General features: G+C 64.1%; 14 protein-coding genes. All 14 read right to left on the reverse strand.

Annotated features, from left to right (window positions below; translation table 11 throughout):
* Nucleotides 1-11 precede the first annotated feature (11 nt).
* On the reverse strand, nt 12-317 hold the full coding sequence (locus JN531_RS15240; RefSeq protein ID WP_228349704.1) for a LapA family protein: 306 nt from the start codon (nt 315-317) through the stop codon (nt 12-14).
* Nucleotides 314-625 (reverse strand): integration host factor subunit beta, encoded by a 312-nt coding sequence (locus JN531_RS15245; protein ID WP_228349705.1) that lies wholly within the window; start codon nt 623-625, stop codon nt 314-316. Before JN531_RS15245 ends, JN531_RS15240 begins: the two co-directional genes overlap by 4 nt.
* Nucleotides 626-779: 154 nt before the next feature.
* A complete protein-coding gene (rpsA, locus tag JN531_RS15250) occupies nt 780-2,450 on the reverse strand; it encodes a 30S ribosomal protein S1 (protein WP_228349706.1) in 1,671 nt (556 codons plus the stop codon).
* An 87-nt stretch (nt 2,451-2,537) separates the two neighbouring features.
* Nucleotides 2,538-3,233 (reverse strand): (d)CMP kinase, encoded by a 696-nt coding sequence (gene cmk, locus JN531_RS15255; protein WP_228349707.1) that lies wholly within the window; start codon nt 3,231-3,233, stop codon nt 2,538-2,540.
* The gene (aroA, locus tag JN531_RS15260) at nt 3,226-4,551 is read right to left on the reverse strand and encodes a 3-phosphoshikimate 1-carboxyvinyltransferase (RefSeq protein ID WP_228349708.1); all 1,326 of its coding nucleotides are present in this window, start codon (nt 4,549-4,551) and stop codon (nt 3,226-3,228) included. The genes cmk and aroA overlap by 8 nt, the downstream gene beginning before the upstream one ends.
* Before the next feature lie 29 nt (nt 4,552-4,580).
* Complete coding sequence (locus tag JN531_RS15265; protein WP_228349709.1) at nt 4,581-5,447, reverse strand: prephenate dehydrogenase; 867 nt, start codon at nt 5,445-5,447, stop codon at nt 4,581-4,583.
* Nucleotides 5,444-6,571: a histidinol-phosphate transaminase gene (gene hisC, locus JN531_RS15270; RefSeq protein WP_228349710.1), complete on the reverse strand. Its 1,128-nt coding sequence runs from the start codon at nt 6,569-6,571 to the stop codon at nt 5,444-5,446. Before hisC ends, JN531_RS15265 begins: the two co-directional genes overlap by 4 nt.
* The gene (gene pheA, locus JN531_RS15275) at nt 6,571-7,656 is read right to left on the reverse strand and encodes a prephenate dehydratase (RefSeq protein WP_228349711.1); all 1,086 of its coding nucleotides are present in this window, start codon (nt 7,654-7,656) and stop codon (nt 6,571-6,573) included. Before pheA ends, hisC begins: the two co-directional genes overlap by 1 nt.
* Before the next feature lie 85 nt (nt 7,657-7,741).
* Complete coding sequence (locus JN531_RS15280; protein ID WP_228349712.1) at nt 7,742-8,914, reverse strand: phosphoglycerate dehydrogenase; 1,173 nt, start codon at nt 8,912-8,914, stop codon at nt 7,742-7,744.
* Nucleotides 8,915-8,936: 22 nt separating this feature from the next.
* Nucleotides 8,937-10,019, reverse strand: a complete 1,083-nt coding sequence (gene serC, locus JN531_RS15285) for a 3-phosphoserine/phosphohydroxythreonine transaminase (protein WP_228349713.1) — start codon at nt 10,017-10,019, stop codon at nt 8,937-8,939.
* Between the two features lie 44 nt (nt 10,020-10,063).
* On the reverse strand, nt 10,064-10,462 hold the full coding sequence (locus JN531_RS15290; RefSeq protein WP_228349714.1) for a PIN domain-containing protein: 399 nt from the start codon (nt 10,460-10,462) through the stop codon (nt 10,064-10,066).
* Nucleotides 10,459-10,710 (reverse strand): ribbon-helix-helix protein, CopG family, encoded by a 252-nt coding sequence (locus tag JN531_RS15295; protein ID WP_228349715.1) that lies wholly within the window; start codon nt 10,708-10,710, stop codon nt 10,459-10,461. The genes JN531_RS15290 and JN531_RS15295 overlap by 4 nt, the downstream gene beginning before the upstream one ends.
* Before the next feature lie 80 nt (nt 10,711-10,790).
* On the reverse strand, nt 10,791-11,609 hold the full coding sequence (locus tag JN531_RS15300) for a crotonase/enoyl-CoA hydratase family protein (protein ID WP_228349716.1): 819 nt from the start codon (nt 11,607-11,609) through the stop codon (nt 10,791-10,793).
* A 3-nt stretch (nt 11,610-11,612) separates the two neighbouring features.
* The gene (gene gyrA / locus JN531_RS15305) at nt 11,613-14,303 is read right to left on the reverse strand and encodes a DNA gyrase subunit A (RefSeq protein ID WP_228349717.1); all 2,691 of its coding nucleotides are present in this window, start codon (nt 14,301-14,303) and stop codon (nt 11,613-11,615) included.
* Between the last annotated feature and the right edge of the window lie 92 nt (nt 14,304-14,395).

Here is a 14,395-nt window from a genome sequence, read left to right on the forward strand (position 1 = left end):
CGTCCAGCACGTCAGGAGCCGGGTCGGCTGTCGGTCTGGATCGGCAGGTTGCGCAGATTGCGCAACTCGGTTTCGGCTTGTTGCAATTGCTTCTGGGTGCGACGCAGTGATAGTCGAAGGGCCACCAGCCGCCAGCTGCTGAAGGCGGCCGCAATCAGGATACCAACCGCAAAACTGGCGGCCAGCAGGGCGATCAGCGGCCATTCGACCTGACCCAGCAGAAAATCAAACCGGACCGGCACGGCGTTGTAGAAACCCAGCACGGCGCCCAGGATCACGCAGGCACCGAGCAACACCAGCAGCAGAATGCGGTTCATGTTGCGGCCCGACCAGGACTGGTACCGGCGCCGGCGTTGACACGCTCGCGCATTTCCTTGCCGGGCTTGAAGTGCGGTACCCGTTTCGGCGGAATCTGGACCGGCTCCCCGGTTTTCGGATTGCGGCCGATTCGCTCAGGTCGATGGTGCAGCGAAAAACTGCCGAAACCCCGGATTTCCACCCGGTCATCGCGGGCCAACGCAAGGCTGATCTTGTCCAATACCAACTTGACGGCCAACTCGACGTCCTTCTGCATCAGATGCGGTTGGCGCGCCGCCAGCATTTCTATGAGTTCGGATTTGGTCATCAGCAGGTGGACGTTGTCATGCAGGCCGCCATGCCCCGGGAATCCGGTTCGATGGAACGGCAAAAAGTCTCAATAACTAATTGTTTTATCAGAACAATACGCAAAAAGAAAGGCCGCGCAATGCGCGGCCTTCCGAAAACACCTGCAGACCGGCTCAGTTGTTGCCAAGTTGATCCTTGAGAAGATCGCCCAGGCTGGTCTTGCCAGTGGAGGCATTGCGGCTGTATTCCGCCACCACCTCGGCTTCTTCCTGGATTTCCTTCTCACGAACCGACAACACCACGGTGCGGCTCTTACGGTCAACGCCGATGAAACGGGCTTCGAGCGTATCGCCTTCCTTGAGCAGCTTGGTGGCGTCTTCGACGCGCTCGCGAGAGAGGTCGTTGGCCTTGATGTAGCCTTCGACACCATCGCCGAGATCAATCACTGCGCCGCGAGCGTCAACGGTCTGCACCGTGCCACTGACGATTTCTCCCTTGACGTTGTCCGCAATGAAGGCCGACAGCGGATCGGAGCTGACCTGCTTGACCCCGAGAGAGATGCGCTCGCGTGAACCATCGATGGCCAGCACCACAGCTTCCACTTCCTGACCCTTGGAGTAGCGGCGCACGGCCACTTCACCGGGCTCGTTCCAGTCGAGGTCGGAGAGGTGCACCAGCCCGTCGATGCCGCCCGGCAGGCCGATGAAGATGCCGAAATCGGTGATCGACTTGATGGCGCCCCGCACCTTGTCGCCCTTCTGGTGGTTCTGTGAGAACTCTTCCCAGGGGTTGACCTTGCACTGCTTCATGCCCAGCGAAATCCGGCGGCGTTCGCCATCGATGTCGAGGATCATCACTTCAACTTCATCACCCACCTGCACGACCTTGGCGGGGTTGACGTTCTTGTTGGTCCAGTCCATTTCGGAAACGTGCACCAAGCCTTCGACACCCGGTTCGATCTCGACGAAGGAGCCGTAGTCGGTGATGTTGGTGACCTTGCCGAACAGGCGGGTCTTCTCGGGATAACGACGACCGATGTCTTCCCAAGGATCAGCGCCCAGCTGCTTCAGGCCAAGGCTGACACGGCGGCGCTCGCGATCATACTTGAGGACCTTGACTTCGATCTCTTCGCCGACGGTGACCACTTCGGCCGGATCCTTGACCCGCTTCCAGGTCATGTCGGTGATGTGCAGCAGGCCGTCGATGCCGCCGAGGTCGACGAAGGCGCCGTACTCGACCAGGTTCTTGACGATGCCCTTGAGCACCACGCCTTCCTGCAGGGTTTCCAGCAGCTGCTCACGCTCGGCGCTGTATTCCGCTTCAAGCACTTCACGGCGCGACACCACAACGTTGTTGCGCAGCTTGTCGAGCTTGATGACCTTGAACTCGAGCGGCTTGCCCTCGAGATAGGCGGTGTCGCGCACCGGACGGACATCCACCAGCGAACCGGGGAGGAACGCGCGGACCGTGCCGATATCGACGGTGAACCCGCCCTTGACCTTGCCGGTGATGATGCCGACGACGGTGTCTTTCTGTTCGTGGGCAGTGGCCAGACGATCCCAGGTCTTGATGCGCTCCGCCTTCTCCTTGGAGAAGCGGGTCTCACCGAAACCGTCTTCGAGGGTTTCCAGCGCGACTTCGACCGTATCGCCGATCTTGACGGTGGCTTCACCGTCAACCTTGAATTCTTCGAGCGGGATGACGCCTTCGGACTTGAGTCCGGCATCGACGATGACGACGTCGTTCTTCACGTCCAGCACCAACGCGTTGACGATGGTGCCCGCCTGCATCGATTGACCCGCTTTAAGGCTGGCTTCAAACAGCTCAGCAAAACTTTCGCTCATGCAAATCTCGGTTAACAATTGAACATCCGCCGCGATCCCTGTCGACGGGCCTGTTGATGGAAAAAAACCCGGCGTCGTGCCAGGCCGCTACCGCACTGCGCGAGCAGTCAACAAAACGTCGATGCCGTCCATGACCTGGTCCGGCGTCAGCTGCGTTGTATCGATTGTCACCGCGTCTTCCGCTGGTTTCAGGGGCGCGACTGCGCGCCCCCGGTCCCGGCGATCTCTGGCCTCGATTTCGGCACAGAGGTCGGCGAGTATAGCGGGCGTACCCTGCTCGCTCAACTGCGCCAGACGGCGTTCGGCCCGTGCCTGCGGGCTGGCATCAAGAAACAGCTTGAGGACCGCATCCGGAAAGACCACGGTCCCCATGTCCCGTCCGTCCGCAATCAGGCCGGGCGCCTGTCGAAACGCGCGCTGCCGGTCCATGAGCGCCTGCCGGACGACGCCGGCACTGGCGATTTGCGATGCCAGCCCCCCGGTCCGCTCTTCCCGGACCTGACGGGTCACATCGTTGCCGTCCAGCAGGATGCATTCGCTGCCGTCGGCCCGCTCGCCGAAGCGGATGTCGAGTTCCGCAGCCAGGCCTGCCACGGCCGCCACGTCATCGAGCGACAGCCCGCGCGCCACGGCCGCGAGCGCCAGCAAACGGTAGAGCGCCCCACTGTCGAGCCGGTGCCAGCCGAGTCGTCGAACCAGCGCACGGGTCACCGTTCCCTTACCGACACCGGACGGCCCGTCGACAGTGATGACCGGTACCACCGTGCTCACCAGCTCAGGCACCCGAACGCTCGACCAGCCGCAAGCCGGCGTCGGCCGCCAGCCGCGCAAACCCCGGGAACGAGGTGTTGACGTTGGCGCAGTCGAGGATGGTAATCGGCTGCTCGGCGCGCAGCGCCGCCATCGCAAAGCTCATCGCCACCCGATGATCGCCATGGGCATCGACCACCCCACCCTGCAGCCGCCCTCCGAGGATGCGGGCGCCATCAGGTTGCGGGATCGCCGAAATACCGAGGGCACGCAAGCCGGTGCACATGGTGGCAATGCGATCGGACTCCTTGACCCGCAGCTCCTCGGCGCCGGTCACCACGGTTTCCCCGCGGGCGCAGGCGGCTGCGACAAACAGCGCCGGGAACTCGTCGATGGTGGCGGCCACCAGGGCGGGATCAACGGCGATGCCCCGCAGCACGCTACCCCGCACCCGCAGGTCTGCAACCGGCTCGCCGCCAGCCGTACGGGGGTCGAGGATGTCGATCCGTGCCCCCATCGCCCGCAGCACCCGGACAATCCCGTCGCGCGTCGGATTGAGTCCGACGCCGGTCAGCAGTACGTCTGAACCGGGGCTGATCGCGGCCCCGACCAGGAAAAATGCCGCCGATGAAATATCGGCAGGAACATCGATGCGGGTCGCCTGCAGCGTCTGGCCACCCTGCAGGGCCGCCCTCCCGGTCTCGCTGGAGACTTCAACCCCGAAGGCCCGCAGCATGCGTTCGGTGTGATCACGTGAAGCCCCCGGCTCACTGACCACAGTTTCACCTTCGGCATACAGGCCGGCGAGCAGCAGACTCGACTTGACCTGCGCACTGGCCACCGGCGACGTGTAGTGAATACCCTTGAGACCGGCCACTGGGCTAACCCTTAGCGGCGCACGTCCGCCGGCTTCAGCGTCGATCCTGGCCCCCATTCGACTCAATGGATCGATCACGCGCCCCATCGGCCGACGGGACAGCGAGGCATCGCCGGTGAGCACCGACGGGAATCGCTGCGCCGCCAACAGCCCGCTCATCAACCGCATCGAGGTGCCGGAATTGCCCAGATCCAGCGGCGCCGGAGGCGCCGAAAGACCGTGCAGGCCGACCCCATGCACCCGCAGCGTGGTGTCGCCCTCGCGGTCGATCCTGACGCCCATCTGCTGAAAGGCCTGCATGGTGCACAGGCAGTCTTCGCCCGTGAGAAACCCGTAGACCTCGCTGATGCCGTTCGCCAGCGCCGCCAGCATCACCGCACGATGGGAAATCGACTTGTCCCCGGGCACCCGAAGGCTGCCGCTCAACACACCACCGGGCACCACGCGATACGTCAGCGAAACCGCTTCAGACATGAAAACCTCGTTCCGGGCCGGACAACGGCCTACTCGATCTGGGACAGGTGCCGCTCGCGCGCAGCGCGCGCACGCTCGAACACCACCTGCAGGGCCGGCCAGTCGCCCGCATCCATCAGCGCCAGCAATCCCTGCAGCTCTTCAATCTGCTGGGCCAGCAAGTCACGGACCGGCCCGGCATTGGCCCGCACGATGTCGTGCCACATGGCCGGCGAACTTGACGCGATCCGGGTGAAATCGCGGAATCCACCGCCCGCATTGGGAAAGACATCATCGGCATCGTCGCGGCGCGCCAGCATGTCGACAAAGGCGAACGCCAGCAGGTGCGGGAAATGGGAGGTCGCGGCAAAAATCGCATCGTGACGTGCCGCTGCCATCTCCACCACGCGGGCGCCAACCGAGCGCCACAGCGCCGTGACCGTGGCGCACGCGGCCGGGTCCTGATGGGCGTGCGGGGTCAGGATCACCCGCCGGTTGCGAAACAGGTCGACGACAGCATTGGCCACGCCGCTTTTCTCGGTGCCCGCGATCGGATGTCCGGGGACGAACCATGGCGGCAACTCGCCAAAATCACGGCGAATGTCGGCCAGTACCGATCCCTTGGTGCTGCCGACATCGGTCACCACCACATCCGGTAACAGCGCATCGCGGCAGGCGCGCAGTGCATCAGCCGTATGTAACACCGGCACGGCAATGACCACGACCTGCGCCTCGGCCACCGCAGCCGAGGCGCTGTCCGCCGCGCGGTCGATGACCCCCAGCCGCAGGGCGGTCGTGGTCTGCTGGGGATCGGTATCGAAGCCGGTGATGGTCCCGACCGCGCCACTCGCCCGCAGCGCCCTGGCAAAGGAGCCGCCGATCAGGCCGAGCCCGAGAATGGCAAGGTGCTGGATCACGCCAAAACGGCACTCAGGGCGTCGAGAAAACGATCATTCTCACGCTCGGTGCCGACACTGATGCGAAGGAAGTGCGGCATCGCATAACTGCCCATCGGGCGAACGATGACACCGCGTTCCAGCAAGCCCTGGTGCACCGGCTTGGCGTCGCGCCCGAAATCGACGGTGATGAAGTTCGCTTCCGACGGCAAAACCCGCAAACCCAGCCCTGTGCAGGCATCGGTCAAGCGTTGGCGTTCGCGGCTATTCAGCGCCACCGATGCCGCCACATGCGCCTGGTCGGCCAGTGCCGCTTCGGCCGCCACCAACGCCAGGCTGTTCAGATTGAACGGCTGCCGGACGCGGTTGAGCAGATCGGCAACCGCGGGACTCGACAAGGCGTAGCCGGCACGCAGACCGGCAATCCCGTAGGCCTTGGAAAAGGTCCGACAGACCAGGAGGTTGGGGAACCGCCGCAACCAGTCCCGCGAATCGCCGCGCAGGGACGGGTCCATGTAGTCGTAGTAGGCCTCGTCATACGCCACGATCACCTGCGGCGGCACACGGTTCAGGAACGCCTCGACCGCCTCCGCCGTGAGGAACGTGCCGGTGGGGTTGTTGGGGTTGGCAATGAACACCAGGCTGACATCCGGACGCCGCTGCAAGGCTTCAGCGAACGCTTCGAGATCGTGACCATAGGGCTGGGCATCATCGGCGGGCCGCGCCGGCGCCACCACCGCGTCGGCATCCTGCGCTTGCGCGACCAGCGAATACACGGCAAACGCATGGGCCGAGAACAGGACCGCGCGACCGGGCCCGGCATAGATACGGCCGAGAAACTCCAGGATATCGTTGGAACCGTTACCCAGGGTGATGCAGTTCGGGTCGATATCGTGATAACGCCCGATCGCCTGCTTCAAGCGGTGACCGCTGCCGTCCGGGTACAGCGCGAGATTGCCGTCGAGTGCGGCACGCAGGGCAGCCGTCACACTGGGCGATGGCCCCAGCGGATTCTCATTGCTCGCCAGTTTCACCACATCATGCAGCCCGAGCCGCCGCTGCAGCTCCTCGATCGGCATGCCGGGTGAATAGGCCTCAAGGCCAAGGATGCCCGGCAGGGCATTGACTGTCAGCGGATCGCGCATCAAACCACCGCCTTCGGGTAAGACCCCAGTATCTTGAAAAACGCCGCGTCGGCCTGCACCGCATCCAGCGCCTGCCTGACCACCTCGTCCTGCTGGTGACCGGCGAAATCGATGAAGAAGAAATAATCCTGCACTGGCGCCCCCTTCATCGGCCGCGACTCGATCCGTGTCAGGTCCAGTCCGACATCAGCGAAGGGCTGCAACAGCCGGAACAATGCACCCGGCTGATTGCGATGCGCCGAGACCACCAGACTGGTGATGTCGCCGCCGGTGCGTGTCGGCGACTGCTTGCCGATCACCAGGAAGCGGGTGGTGTTGCTGGGATCATCCTCGATATTGCTGGCCAGGATCGACAGGTCGTACAAACGCGCTGCCGGCAGTCCGGCAATGGCCGCACCCCCCTGTTCGGCCACGATGCGTGCGGCCTCGCCGTTGCTGGCCACCGCCTCCCGCTCGGCACGCGGCATCCGCGCATCCAGCCACTTGCGGCACTGGGCGAACGACTGCGGGTGGGCGTAGACCACCGTCACCTCATCCATGCGCGCATGCCGCGACAGCAGGTGATGATGCACCGGCAGGGTCACTTCGCCGCAAATGGTGAGACGGGTGTGCACCAGCGCGTCCAGCGTATGGCTGACGATGCCGCCGATGGAATTCTCCACCGGCACCACGCCGTAGTCGGCGGCGCCACTCTCAACATCCCGAAAAATTTCGTCGATGGCCGCCAGCGGCCGGGCGGTGACGGCGTCGCCGAAGGCCTTGGCCACAGCCGCCTGGGTGTAAGTCCCTTCCGGCCCGAGGTAGGCAACGGTCAGGGGCGACTCCAGTGACAGACAGGCGGACATCACCTCGCGCATCAGCCGGGCCACGGTATCGTCAGTCAGCGGCCCGCTATTGCGCGCCATCGCAGCGCGTAATACCTCGGCTTCGCGGGCGGGCCGATAGTGATCGCCACTGTCCCCCGCGCGCTGCTTGATCAATGCAACCTGCTGGGCAATGCGTGCGCGTTGGCTGATCAGTTGCTGGATCTGTTCGTCCAGCGTGTCGATCCGGGCACGGGCGTCGGTGAGGGTCTCGGGCATCATGGCGTGGCCGGCAATCGTATCCGCTGCATGAAAAAAGGCGCGCCAGTGTACCGGCGCGCCCCGAGGAATGCTCCTGGTCGCGCGTTCAGCCGGCGATCACCCGGACCGTCAGCACACCCTTGATCGCCGACAATGCCTGGACCGCCGACTCCGGCAGCCCGCTATCGAGATCCACCAGAGTGTAGGCCAGGTCGCCACGTGACTTGTTCAACAGGTCAGCGATATTGAGTTCCGCCTTCGCCAGCACCGTCGAGATCTGCCCCACCATGTTCGGCACGTTTTCGTTGACGATGGCCAGCCGGGTCTTGCCCGGCAACAGCGGCATCACCGCCTCGGGGAAGTTGACCGAGTTGCGTACATTGCCGGCCTCGAGGAAGTCACGGATCTGATCGGCGACCATCACCGCGCAGTTGTCTTCGGCTTCGCCCGTGGAGGCGCCCAGATGCGGCGTCGCCACCACCCGCGGGTGCCCTTTCAAGGCATTTGAGGGAAAGTCGCAGACGTAGGCGTGCATCGTGCCGGAATTGAGTGCCTCGATCATCGCGGCTTCATCGACGATGCCAGCGCGCGCGAAATTGAGCACCACGCCCTGCTTCTTCATCAATTTGAGGCGGTCGGCGTTGATCAGACCGCGGGTGGCATCGATCAACGGCACGTGAACCGACACGAACTGCGAGCGCGCCATCAGGTCGTCAACCGACAGCGCCTGACGCACCCGGGCATCGAGCTTCCAGGCGTTGTTGACGGTCATCGCGGGGTCGAATCCCCAGACGTCCATGCCCAATTCGACCGCGGCATTGGCCAACTTGACGCCGATGGCACCGAGTCCGATCACCCCCAAGCTGCGGCCGGGCAGCTCGAAACCGACGAACTTCTTCTTGCCGGCCTCCACCGCCTCGTGCAGCGCCTTGTCATCACCGTCCAGCTTGCGCACGAAATCCAGCGCCGGGCCGATGTTGCGTGCCGCCAGCAGCATGCCCGCCAGCACCAATTCCTTGACGGCATTGGCGTTTGCGCCGGGGGCATTGAAGACCGGCACGCCGCGCTTGCTCATCGCGGCAACCGGAATGTTGTTGGTCCCGGCACCGGCGCGGCCGATGGCCTTGATGCTAGCCGGGATCTCCATCTTGTGCATGTCGGCCGAGCGCACCAGCACGGCGTCCGGCTGTGCGATGTCGGAAGCAACTTCATAGAGCTCCCGCGGCAGCCGGTTGAGACCTTGTACGGAGATGTTGTTGAGCGTCTGTACTTTCAGCATGTTTTTCTTTTCCATCAGTAAATTAGCCGTTTGTCTTCGCAAACTGCTTCATGTAGTCGATGAGCGCATCCACGCCCGCTTCAGGCATCGCGTTGTAGATCGACGCGCGCATGCCACCGACGGCGCGGTGCCCTTTCAATCCGGACAGGCCCGCCGCCTTGGCCCCCTGCAGAAACGCCCCATCGAGCGCGGCGTCGGCCAGCGTGAATGGCAGGTTCATCCACGACCGGCAGGCGGGATCCACCGGGTTGCTGTAGAACGCTTCGCCGTCGATATAGGCGTACAACTTGGCCGCCTTGCGCTGGTTGATCTCGGCCATCCGTTCCAGCCCACCGTTGGCGAGCAGGTATTTGAACACCAGACCCGCCATGTACCAGGCAAAGGTCGGCGGCGTGTTCAACATGGAATCGTTTGCGGCCTGCTCGGCGTAATTGAAGATCGCCGGCAGCTCGGGGGTGGTTTTGCCGATCAGGTCATCGCGGACGATGACGATGGTCAGACCCGCCGGCCCGATGTTCTTCTGGGCACCGGCATAGATCAGCCCGTACTTCGACACATCGACCGGCCGCGACAGGATGGTGGACGAAAAATCGCCCACCAATGGCACGTCACCGACGTCCGGCGTTTCCAGAAATTCGACGCCATGAATGGTTTCGTTCGGGGTGATGTGCACGTAGGCAGCGTCCGGGTTCAGTTTCCAGCCGGCGCGTTCCGGGATACGGGTGAACTTCTGCTCTTCACTGGTCGCCGCGATGTTGACGCTGCAAAAGGCCTTGGCCGCCTTGGCCGCCTTCTTGCCCCAGTCGCCGGTCAGCACATAGTCGGCGCGGGTCTTGCCGGCCAGCAGATTCTGCGGAATGAACGAGAACTGGCCTGTCGCCCCCCCCTGCAGGAACAGCACCTTGTAGTTCTCGGGGATGTTCATGAGCGCCCGCAGATCGGCCTCGGCCTCGGCCGCCACCGCCATGAACGGCTTGTCCCGGTGAGACATCTCCATCACCCCCATGCCCTCGCCATGAAAGTCCAGCAGTTCGTCCCGAACCTGCGCGAGCACCGGCTCCGGAAGCGTTGCAGGGCCAGCTGAGAAGTTGAAGATTCGGCTCATTAATCAGTTCCTTGACAATAACTTTGAATGTAAAACATTAAGAATTAGCACCAGTGCTCCAGTTCCAGCTGCGGCACCCGCGAAAACTGCGCGGTGCGCGGCGTCACCAGCGTTGCCTGATGCGCCAGCGCAGTCGCCGCCACCAGCAGGTCCAGCGGCGGCAGCGGCTCACCTGACTGCTGCAGATAGGCGCCCAACGTACCTGCCTGCTGTGCACAGCCGGCATCGAAGTCGATTACCCGCACCGCCGCCAACAGCTCCTTGAGCAACTTGCCGTGGCGGCTGTTGATGCGCGGCTGACTGCGCAGCGCCGCCTCGACTTCCACCCGACTGATCACCGACACCGCCACGTCATCAGGCTTCAGCCCACCGAGCCGCAACACCACCGGCAAGCGCCCCTTGACGGCGCCGATGAGGGTTTCGGCATCCAGCAGGTAACTCACCAGCGCACCGCCTGCGCCTCACCAAGCGCCTGCCGCCAGGCCTGGACATCGAGCGTGTCGTCGTCGAGTGCCGGTGCCGGATTGCGGAAATGGCCCCGCAGGGATTCTGGCCAGTCACGCGCCTCGTTGCGCGCCAGCCACTCCTGCACCGCCATCACGATGATGCGGTTGCGGGTCAGCCCCTCGCGCTCGACAGCGGCCTGCAGCCGGCCGAGCGTGGCTTCGTCAATGTGGACGCTGAAGTTCATTCAATTCCTAACAGGTGCTGTTAGGTTAGCCGCAAGGAATAAAATTCGCAAGGTCCAAAGCACAACCTGCAGAACGCGCCTCAGCGAATACGGGTCGGGGCGAAGGGCTGTTCCTGCCCCCGCAGGTGACGGGCCACCGAGGCGCGCTGGTTGGCACCCCCCATCAACCGGCGCTGCCAACGCCGTTCTGCGCCGAGGCCGGCTGCGGCGGAGTCATCCCACGCCGCGTCGAACAAGCGCTTGCCAGCAGCGACCGCATCGGGCGAGCGCGTCAGCACCTGATCAATCCAGGCCCGCGCGGCGGCCTCGGGGTCATCCGCGACCGCGGTCACCAGGCCGAGCGCGCACGCCTCTTGCCCGCCGACGACGCGGCCGGTCATGACCAGATCCATCACCACGTCGCGCCGCAACAGGTGCCGTAGCGTGACGGTGGCACCCATGTCGGGGATCAGGCCCCATTTCGACTCCATGATCGACAACCGCGCATCCGCGGTCGCAAAGCGGAGATCAGCCCCCGCCGCCAGCTGGATGCCGGCCCCGAAGCAGTTGCCGCGGATGGCCGCCACTACCGGCACCGGCAGCTCGCGCCAGAGCAGATTGACGGCCTGAAAGCGATTGCGAAACGGCCACCACAGCTGGGTAAAGGCCAGCAATGCGCGGCGCCGTTGTGACAGCACCGCCTTGAAGTCCAGCCCCGCACAGAAGCTGGGGCCATCACCTCTCAGAATCACCGCGCGCAACCCGCGTTGACGCCGCAAGGCCCTGGCGGCGCGGATCAGCGCATCCATCATGTCGAGGTCAAACCCGTTGTGCTTGTCGGCGCGGGTCAGGCTGACGGTGGCAACGCCGTCAGCGTCCGTCTCGACCCGCACCCGATCCAGGTAGTTGACCGTCGACATGAACTATTCCGCCTCGTCGGCCGGACTGGCATCGCCGTCGTCCGGCGGCAGCACCGGAACGCTGTCGTCGCTTTCGTCTTCATCGTCTTCGGTGGCGAATCGGTCGATGCCGACAATCTGATCGCCCGGGTCCGGACGCATGACCCGTACCCCCTGGGTATTGCGGCCCGCCACTCGCACCTCGACCGCACGGGTGCGAATCAGGGTGCCGGCTTCGGTGATCAGCATGATCTGATGCCCATCATTGACCGCCACTGCGCCCACCAGATCGCCGGTCTTGTCGTTGAGCGACTGGGCAATGACGCCCTGACCACCGCGACCGCGCAGCGGGAACTGCTCGATCGGCGTCCGTTTGCCATAACCTTGGCTGGACACCGTGAGAATGTCGAAGCCGGTCTCGCCGACGATCATCGCGATGACCCGCGCCGGCAACGCCGCCGGACCGTCGTCGTCGACCTCCACCTCGTCTGCCGCACCTTCCTCGATCTCGCTGCTCGCGCGAATCAGGCGCATGCCGCGCACCCCGGTGGCGCCGCGGCCCATGCTGCGTACGTCGCCTTCCTTGAACCGGATCACCCGCCCGGCGTCACTGAACAGCAGCACGTGGTCTTCACCCGATGTCAACGCCACGCCGATCAGCTCGTCGTCCATCCGCAGGTCGACCGCGATGATGCCGTTGCTGCGCACGTTCTGGAACGCTTCCAGCGGGGTCTTCTTGACCGTGCCACGGCGGGTGGCCATGAAGACGTAACGGCCATCCTCGAAGGACTTGATGGCCAGCACCGCATTGATCTTTTCACCCTGCTCCAGCGGCAGGATGTTGTTGAAGGGCTTGCCGCGGGATCCGCGAGACCCGCTCGGCAGCTCGAACACCCGCAGCTTGTAGCACTTGCCACGCGAGCTGAAGCACAGCAGCGTGTCATGCGAGTGCGCTACCCACAGGCGGTCGACGAAGTCTTCGCCCTTGTTGACCGTGGCCATACGCCCGCGGCCACCCCGCTTCTGCGCCTGGTATTCCTCCAGCGGCAGCGCTTTCACATAGCCCTCGTGGGACAGCGTCACCACCATGTCCTGCGGGGTGATGAGGTCCTCGCGGGCAATGTTGAGTGCCGCATCGGTGATCTCGGTGCGACGGGCGTTGCCGAAGTTGTCGCGCACTTCCAGCAGTTCGTCGCGGATCACCGACAACAGGCGGGTTTCGGACCCGATGATGTCGAGATAGTCGAGAATCGCCTCTAGCAGCGTGCGGAATTCCTCATGGATTTTGTCCTGCTCCAGTCCGGTCAGACGCTGCAGGCGAAGCTCCAGAATTGCCTGCGCCTGCGCTTCCGACAACCGGTATCCCGGATCGGGGTCGGCGCCGGTGATCACGCCGAAGTCGCGGGTCAGCCCTTCCGGACGGGAGGCATCGGCACCGGCACGCTCCAACATCGCGATCAGCGGCCCCGGCTGCCACAGGCGCTCCATCAACCCCTGCTTGGCTTCGGCGGCGGTCGGCGAACGGCGGATCAGCTCGATAACCTCATCGATATTGGCCAGTGCCACCGTCAACCCTTCCAGCACATGGGCGCGGTCGCGCGCCTTGCGCAACAGATAGCGGGTGCGGCGGGTGACCACCTCGCGGCGATGGCGGATGAAAATACCGAGCAGGTCCTTCAACGACATCAACCGCGGCTGCCCCTGGTCCAGCGCCACCATGTTGATGCCGAAAACCGTTTGCAGCTGGGTGTTCTGGTACAGGTTGTTGAGGATGACGTCGGCGTTCTCGCCGCGCTTGAGCTCGATGTACATGCGCGTGCCGTCCTTGTCGGACTCGTCACGCAGTTCGGAAATACCTTCCAGGCGCTTTTCCTTCACCAGCTCGGCAATCTTCTCCAGCAGCCGAGCCTTGTTCACCTGATACGGCAGCTCGGTGACGATGATCGCCACCTTGTCGTTGCCGACCGGCTCGGTGTGGGTCCGCGCCCGCAGCACGATGCGGCCACGACCGGTGGTATAGGCATCGATCACGCCATGGGCATCGAGCATCAGGCCGGCGGTGGGGAAATCCGGCGCCGGGATGTACTGCATCAGCTCGGGAATGCCCAGATCCGGGTTGTCGATCAGCGCCACGCAGCCGTCGATGACTTCGGTCAGGTTATGCGGCGGGATGTTGGTGGCCATGCCCACGGCGATGCCGGCGCTGCCGTTGACCAGCAGGTTGGGCATGCGGGTCGGCAGCACGGCCGGCTCGTTTTCGGAGCCGTCGTAGTTGGGGACGAAGTCGACCGTGTCCTTGTCAATGTCGGCCAGCAGCTCGTGCGCCAGCTTCGACATGCGCACTTCGGTGTAGCGCATGGCCGCCGGTGCATCACCATCGATGCTGCCGAAGTTACCCTGCCCGTCCACCAGCACGTAGCGCATCGAGAATGGCTGCGCCATGCGGACGATGGCGTCGTACACCGACGAATCGCCGTGGGGATGGTATTTACCGATGACATCCCCGACCACACGCGCCGATTTCTTGTAGGGCTTGTTGAAATCGTTGCCCAGTTCCTTCATCGCGAACAACACGCGGCGGTGCACCGGCTTGAGGCCATCGCGGGCATCGGGCAAGGCCCGGCCGACGATCACGCTCATCGCATAGTCGAGATAGGACCGCCGCATCTCGTCTTCGAGATTGACCGACAGCACCTCCTTCGCAAACTCACTCATTCTGGCGCCCCAATCGAAGTACCCCCCGCTCCGGGCGGGGGGTCGCTGGCTTGTGATTTTTGATCACAAATTCTAGCACGTTCAGGTGCTTG

The organism is Flagellatimonas centrodinii, assembly GCF_016918765.2.
Classification (GTDB): Bacteria; Pseudomonadota; Gammaproteobacteria; order Nevskiales; family Nevskiaceae; genus Polycyclovorans; species Polycyclovorans centrodinii.

Coding starts and splice junctions, on each gene's coding strand:
- JN531_RS15240 (WP_228349704.1), bottom strand. CDS start 317: ATGAACCGCATTCTGCTGCTGGTGTTGCTCGGTGCCTGCGTGATCCTG.
- JN531_RS15245 (WP_228349705.1), bottom strand. CDS start 625: ATGACCAAATCCGAACTCATAGAAATGCTGGCGGCGCGCCAACCGCAT.
- rpsA (WP_228349706.1), bottom strand. CDS start 2,450: ATGAGCGAAAGTTTTGCTGAGCTGTTTGAAGCCAGCCTTAAAGCGGGT.
- aroA (WP_228349708.1), bottom strand. CDS start 4,551: ATGTCTGAAGCGGTTTCGCTGACGTATCGCGTGGTGCCCGGTGGTGTG.
- hisC (WP_228349710.1), bottom strand. CDS start 6,571: ATGCGCGATCCGCTGACAGTCAATGCCCTGCCGGGCATCCTTGGCCTT.
- pheA (WP_228349711.1), bottom strand. CDS start 7,656: ATGATGCCCGAGACCCTCACCGACGCCCGTGCCCGGATCGACACGCTG.
- JN531_RS15280 (WP_228349712.1), bottom strand. CDS start 8,914: ATGCTGAAAGTACAGACGCTCAACAACATCTCCGTACAAGGTCTCAAC.
- serC (WP_228349713.1), bottom strand. CDS start 10,019: ATGAGCCGAATCTTCAACTTCTCAGCTGGCCCTGCAACGCTTCCGGAG.
- JN531_RS15295 (WP_228349715.1), bottom strand. CDS start 10,710: ATGAACTTCAGCGTCCACATTGACGAAGCCACGCTCGGCCGGCTGCAG.
- JN531_RS15300 (WP_228349716.1), bottom strand. CDS start 11,609: ATGTCGACGGTCAACTACCTGGATCGGGTGCGGGTCGAGACGGACGCT.
- gyrA (WP_228349717.1), bottom strand. CDS start 14,303: ATGAGTGAGTTTGCGAAGGAGGTGCTGTCGGTCAATCTCGAAGACGAG.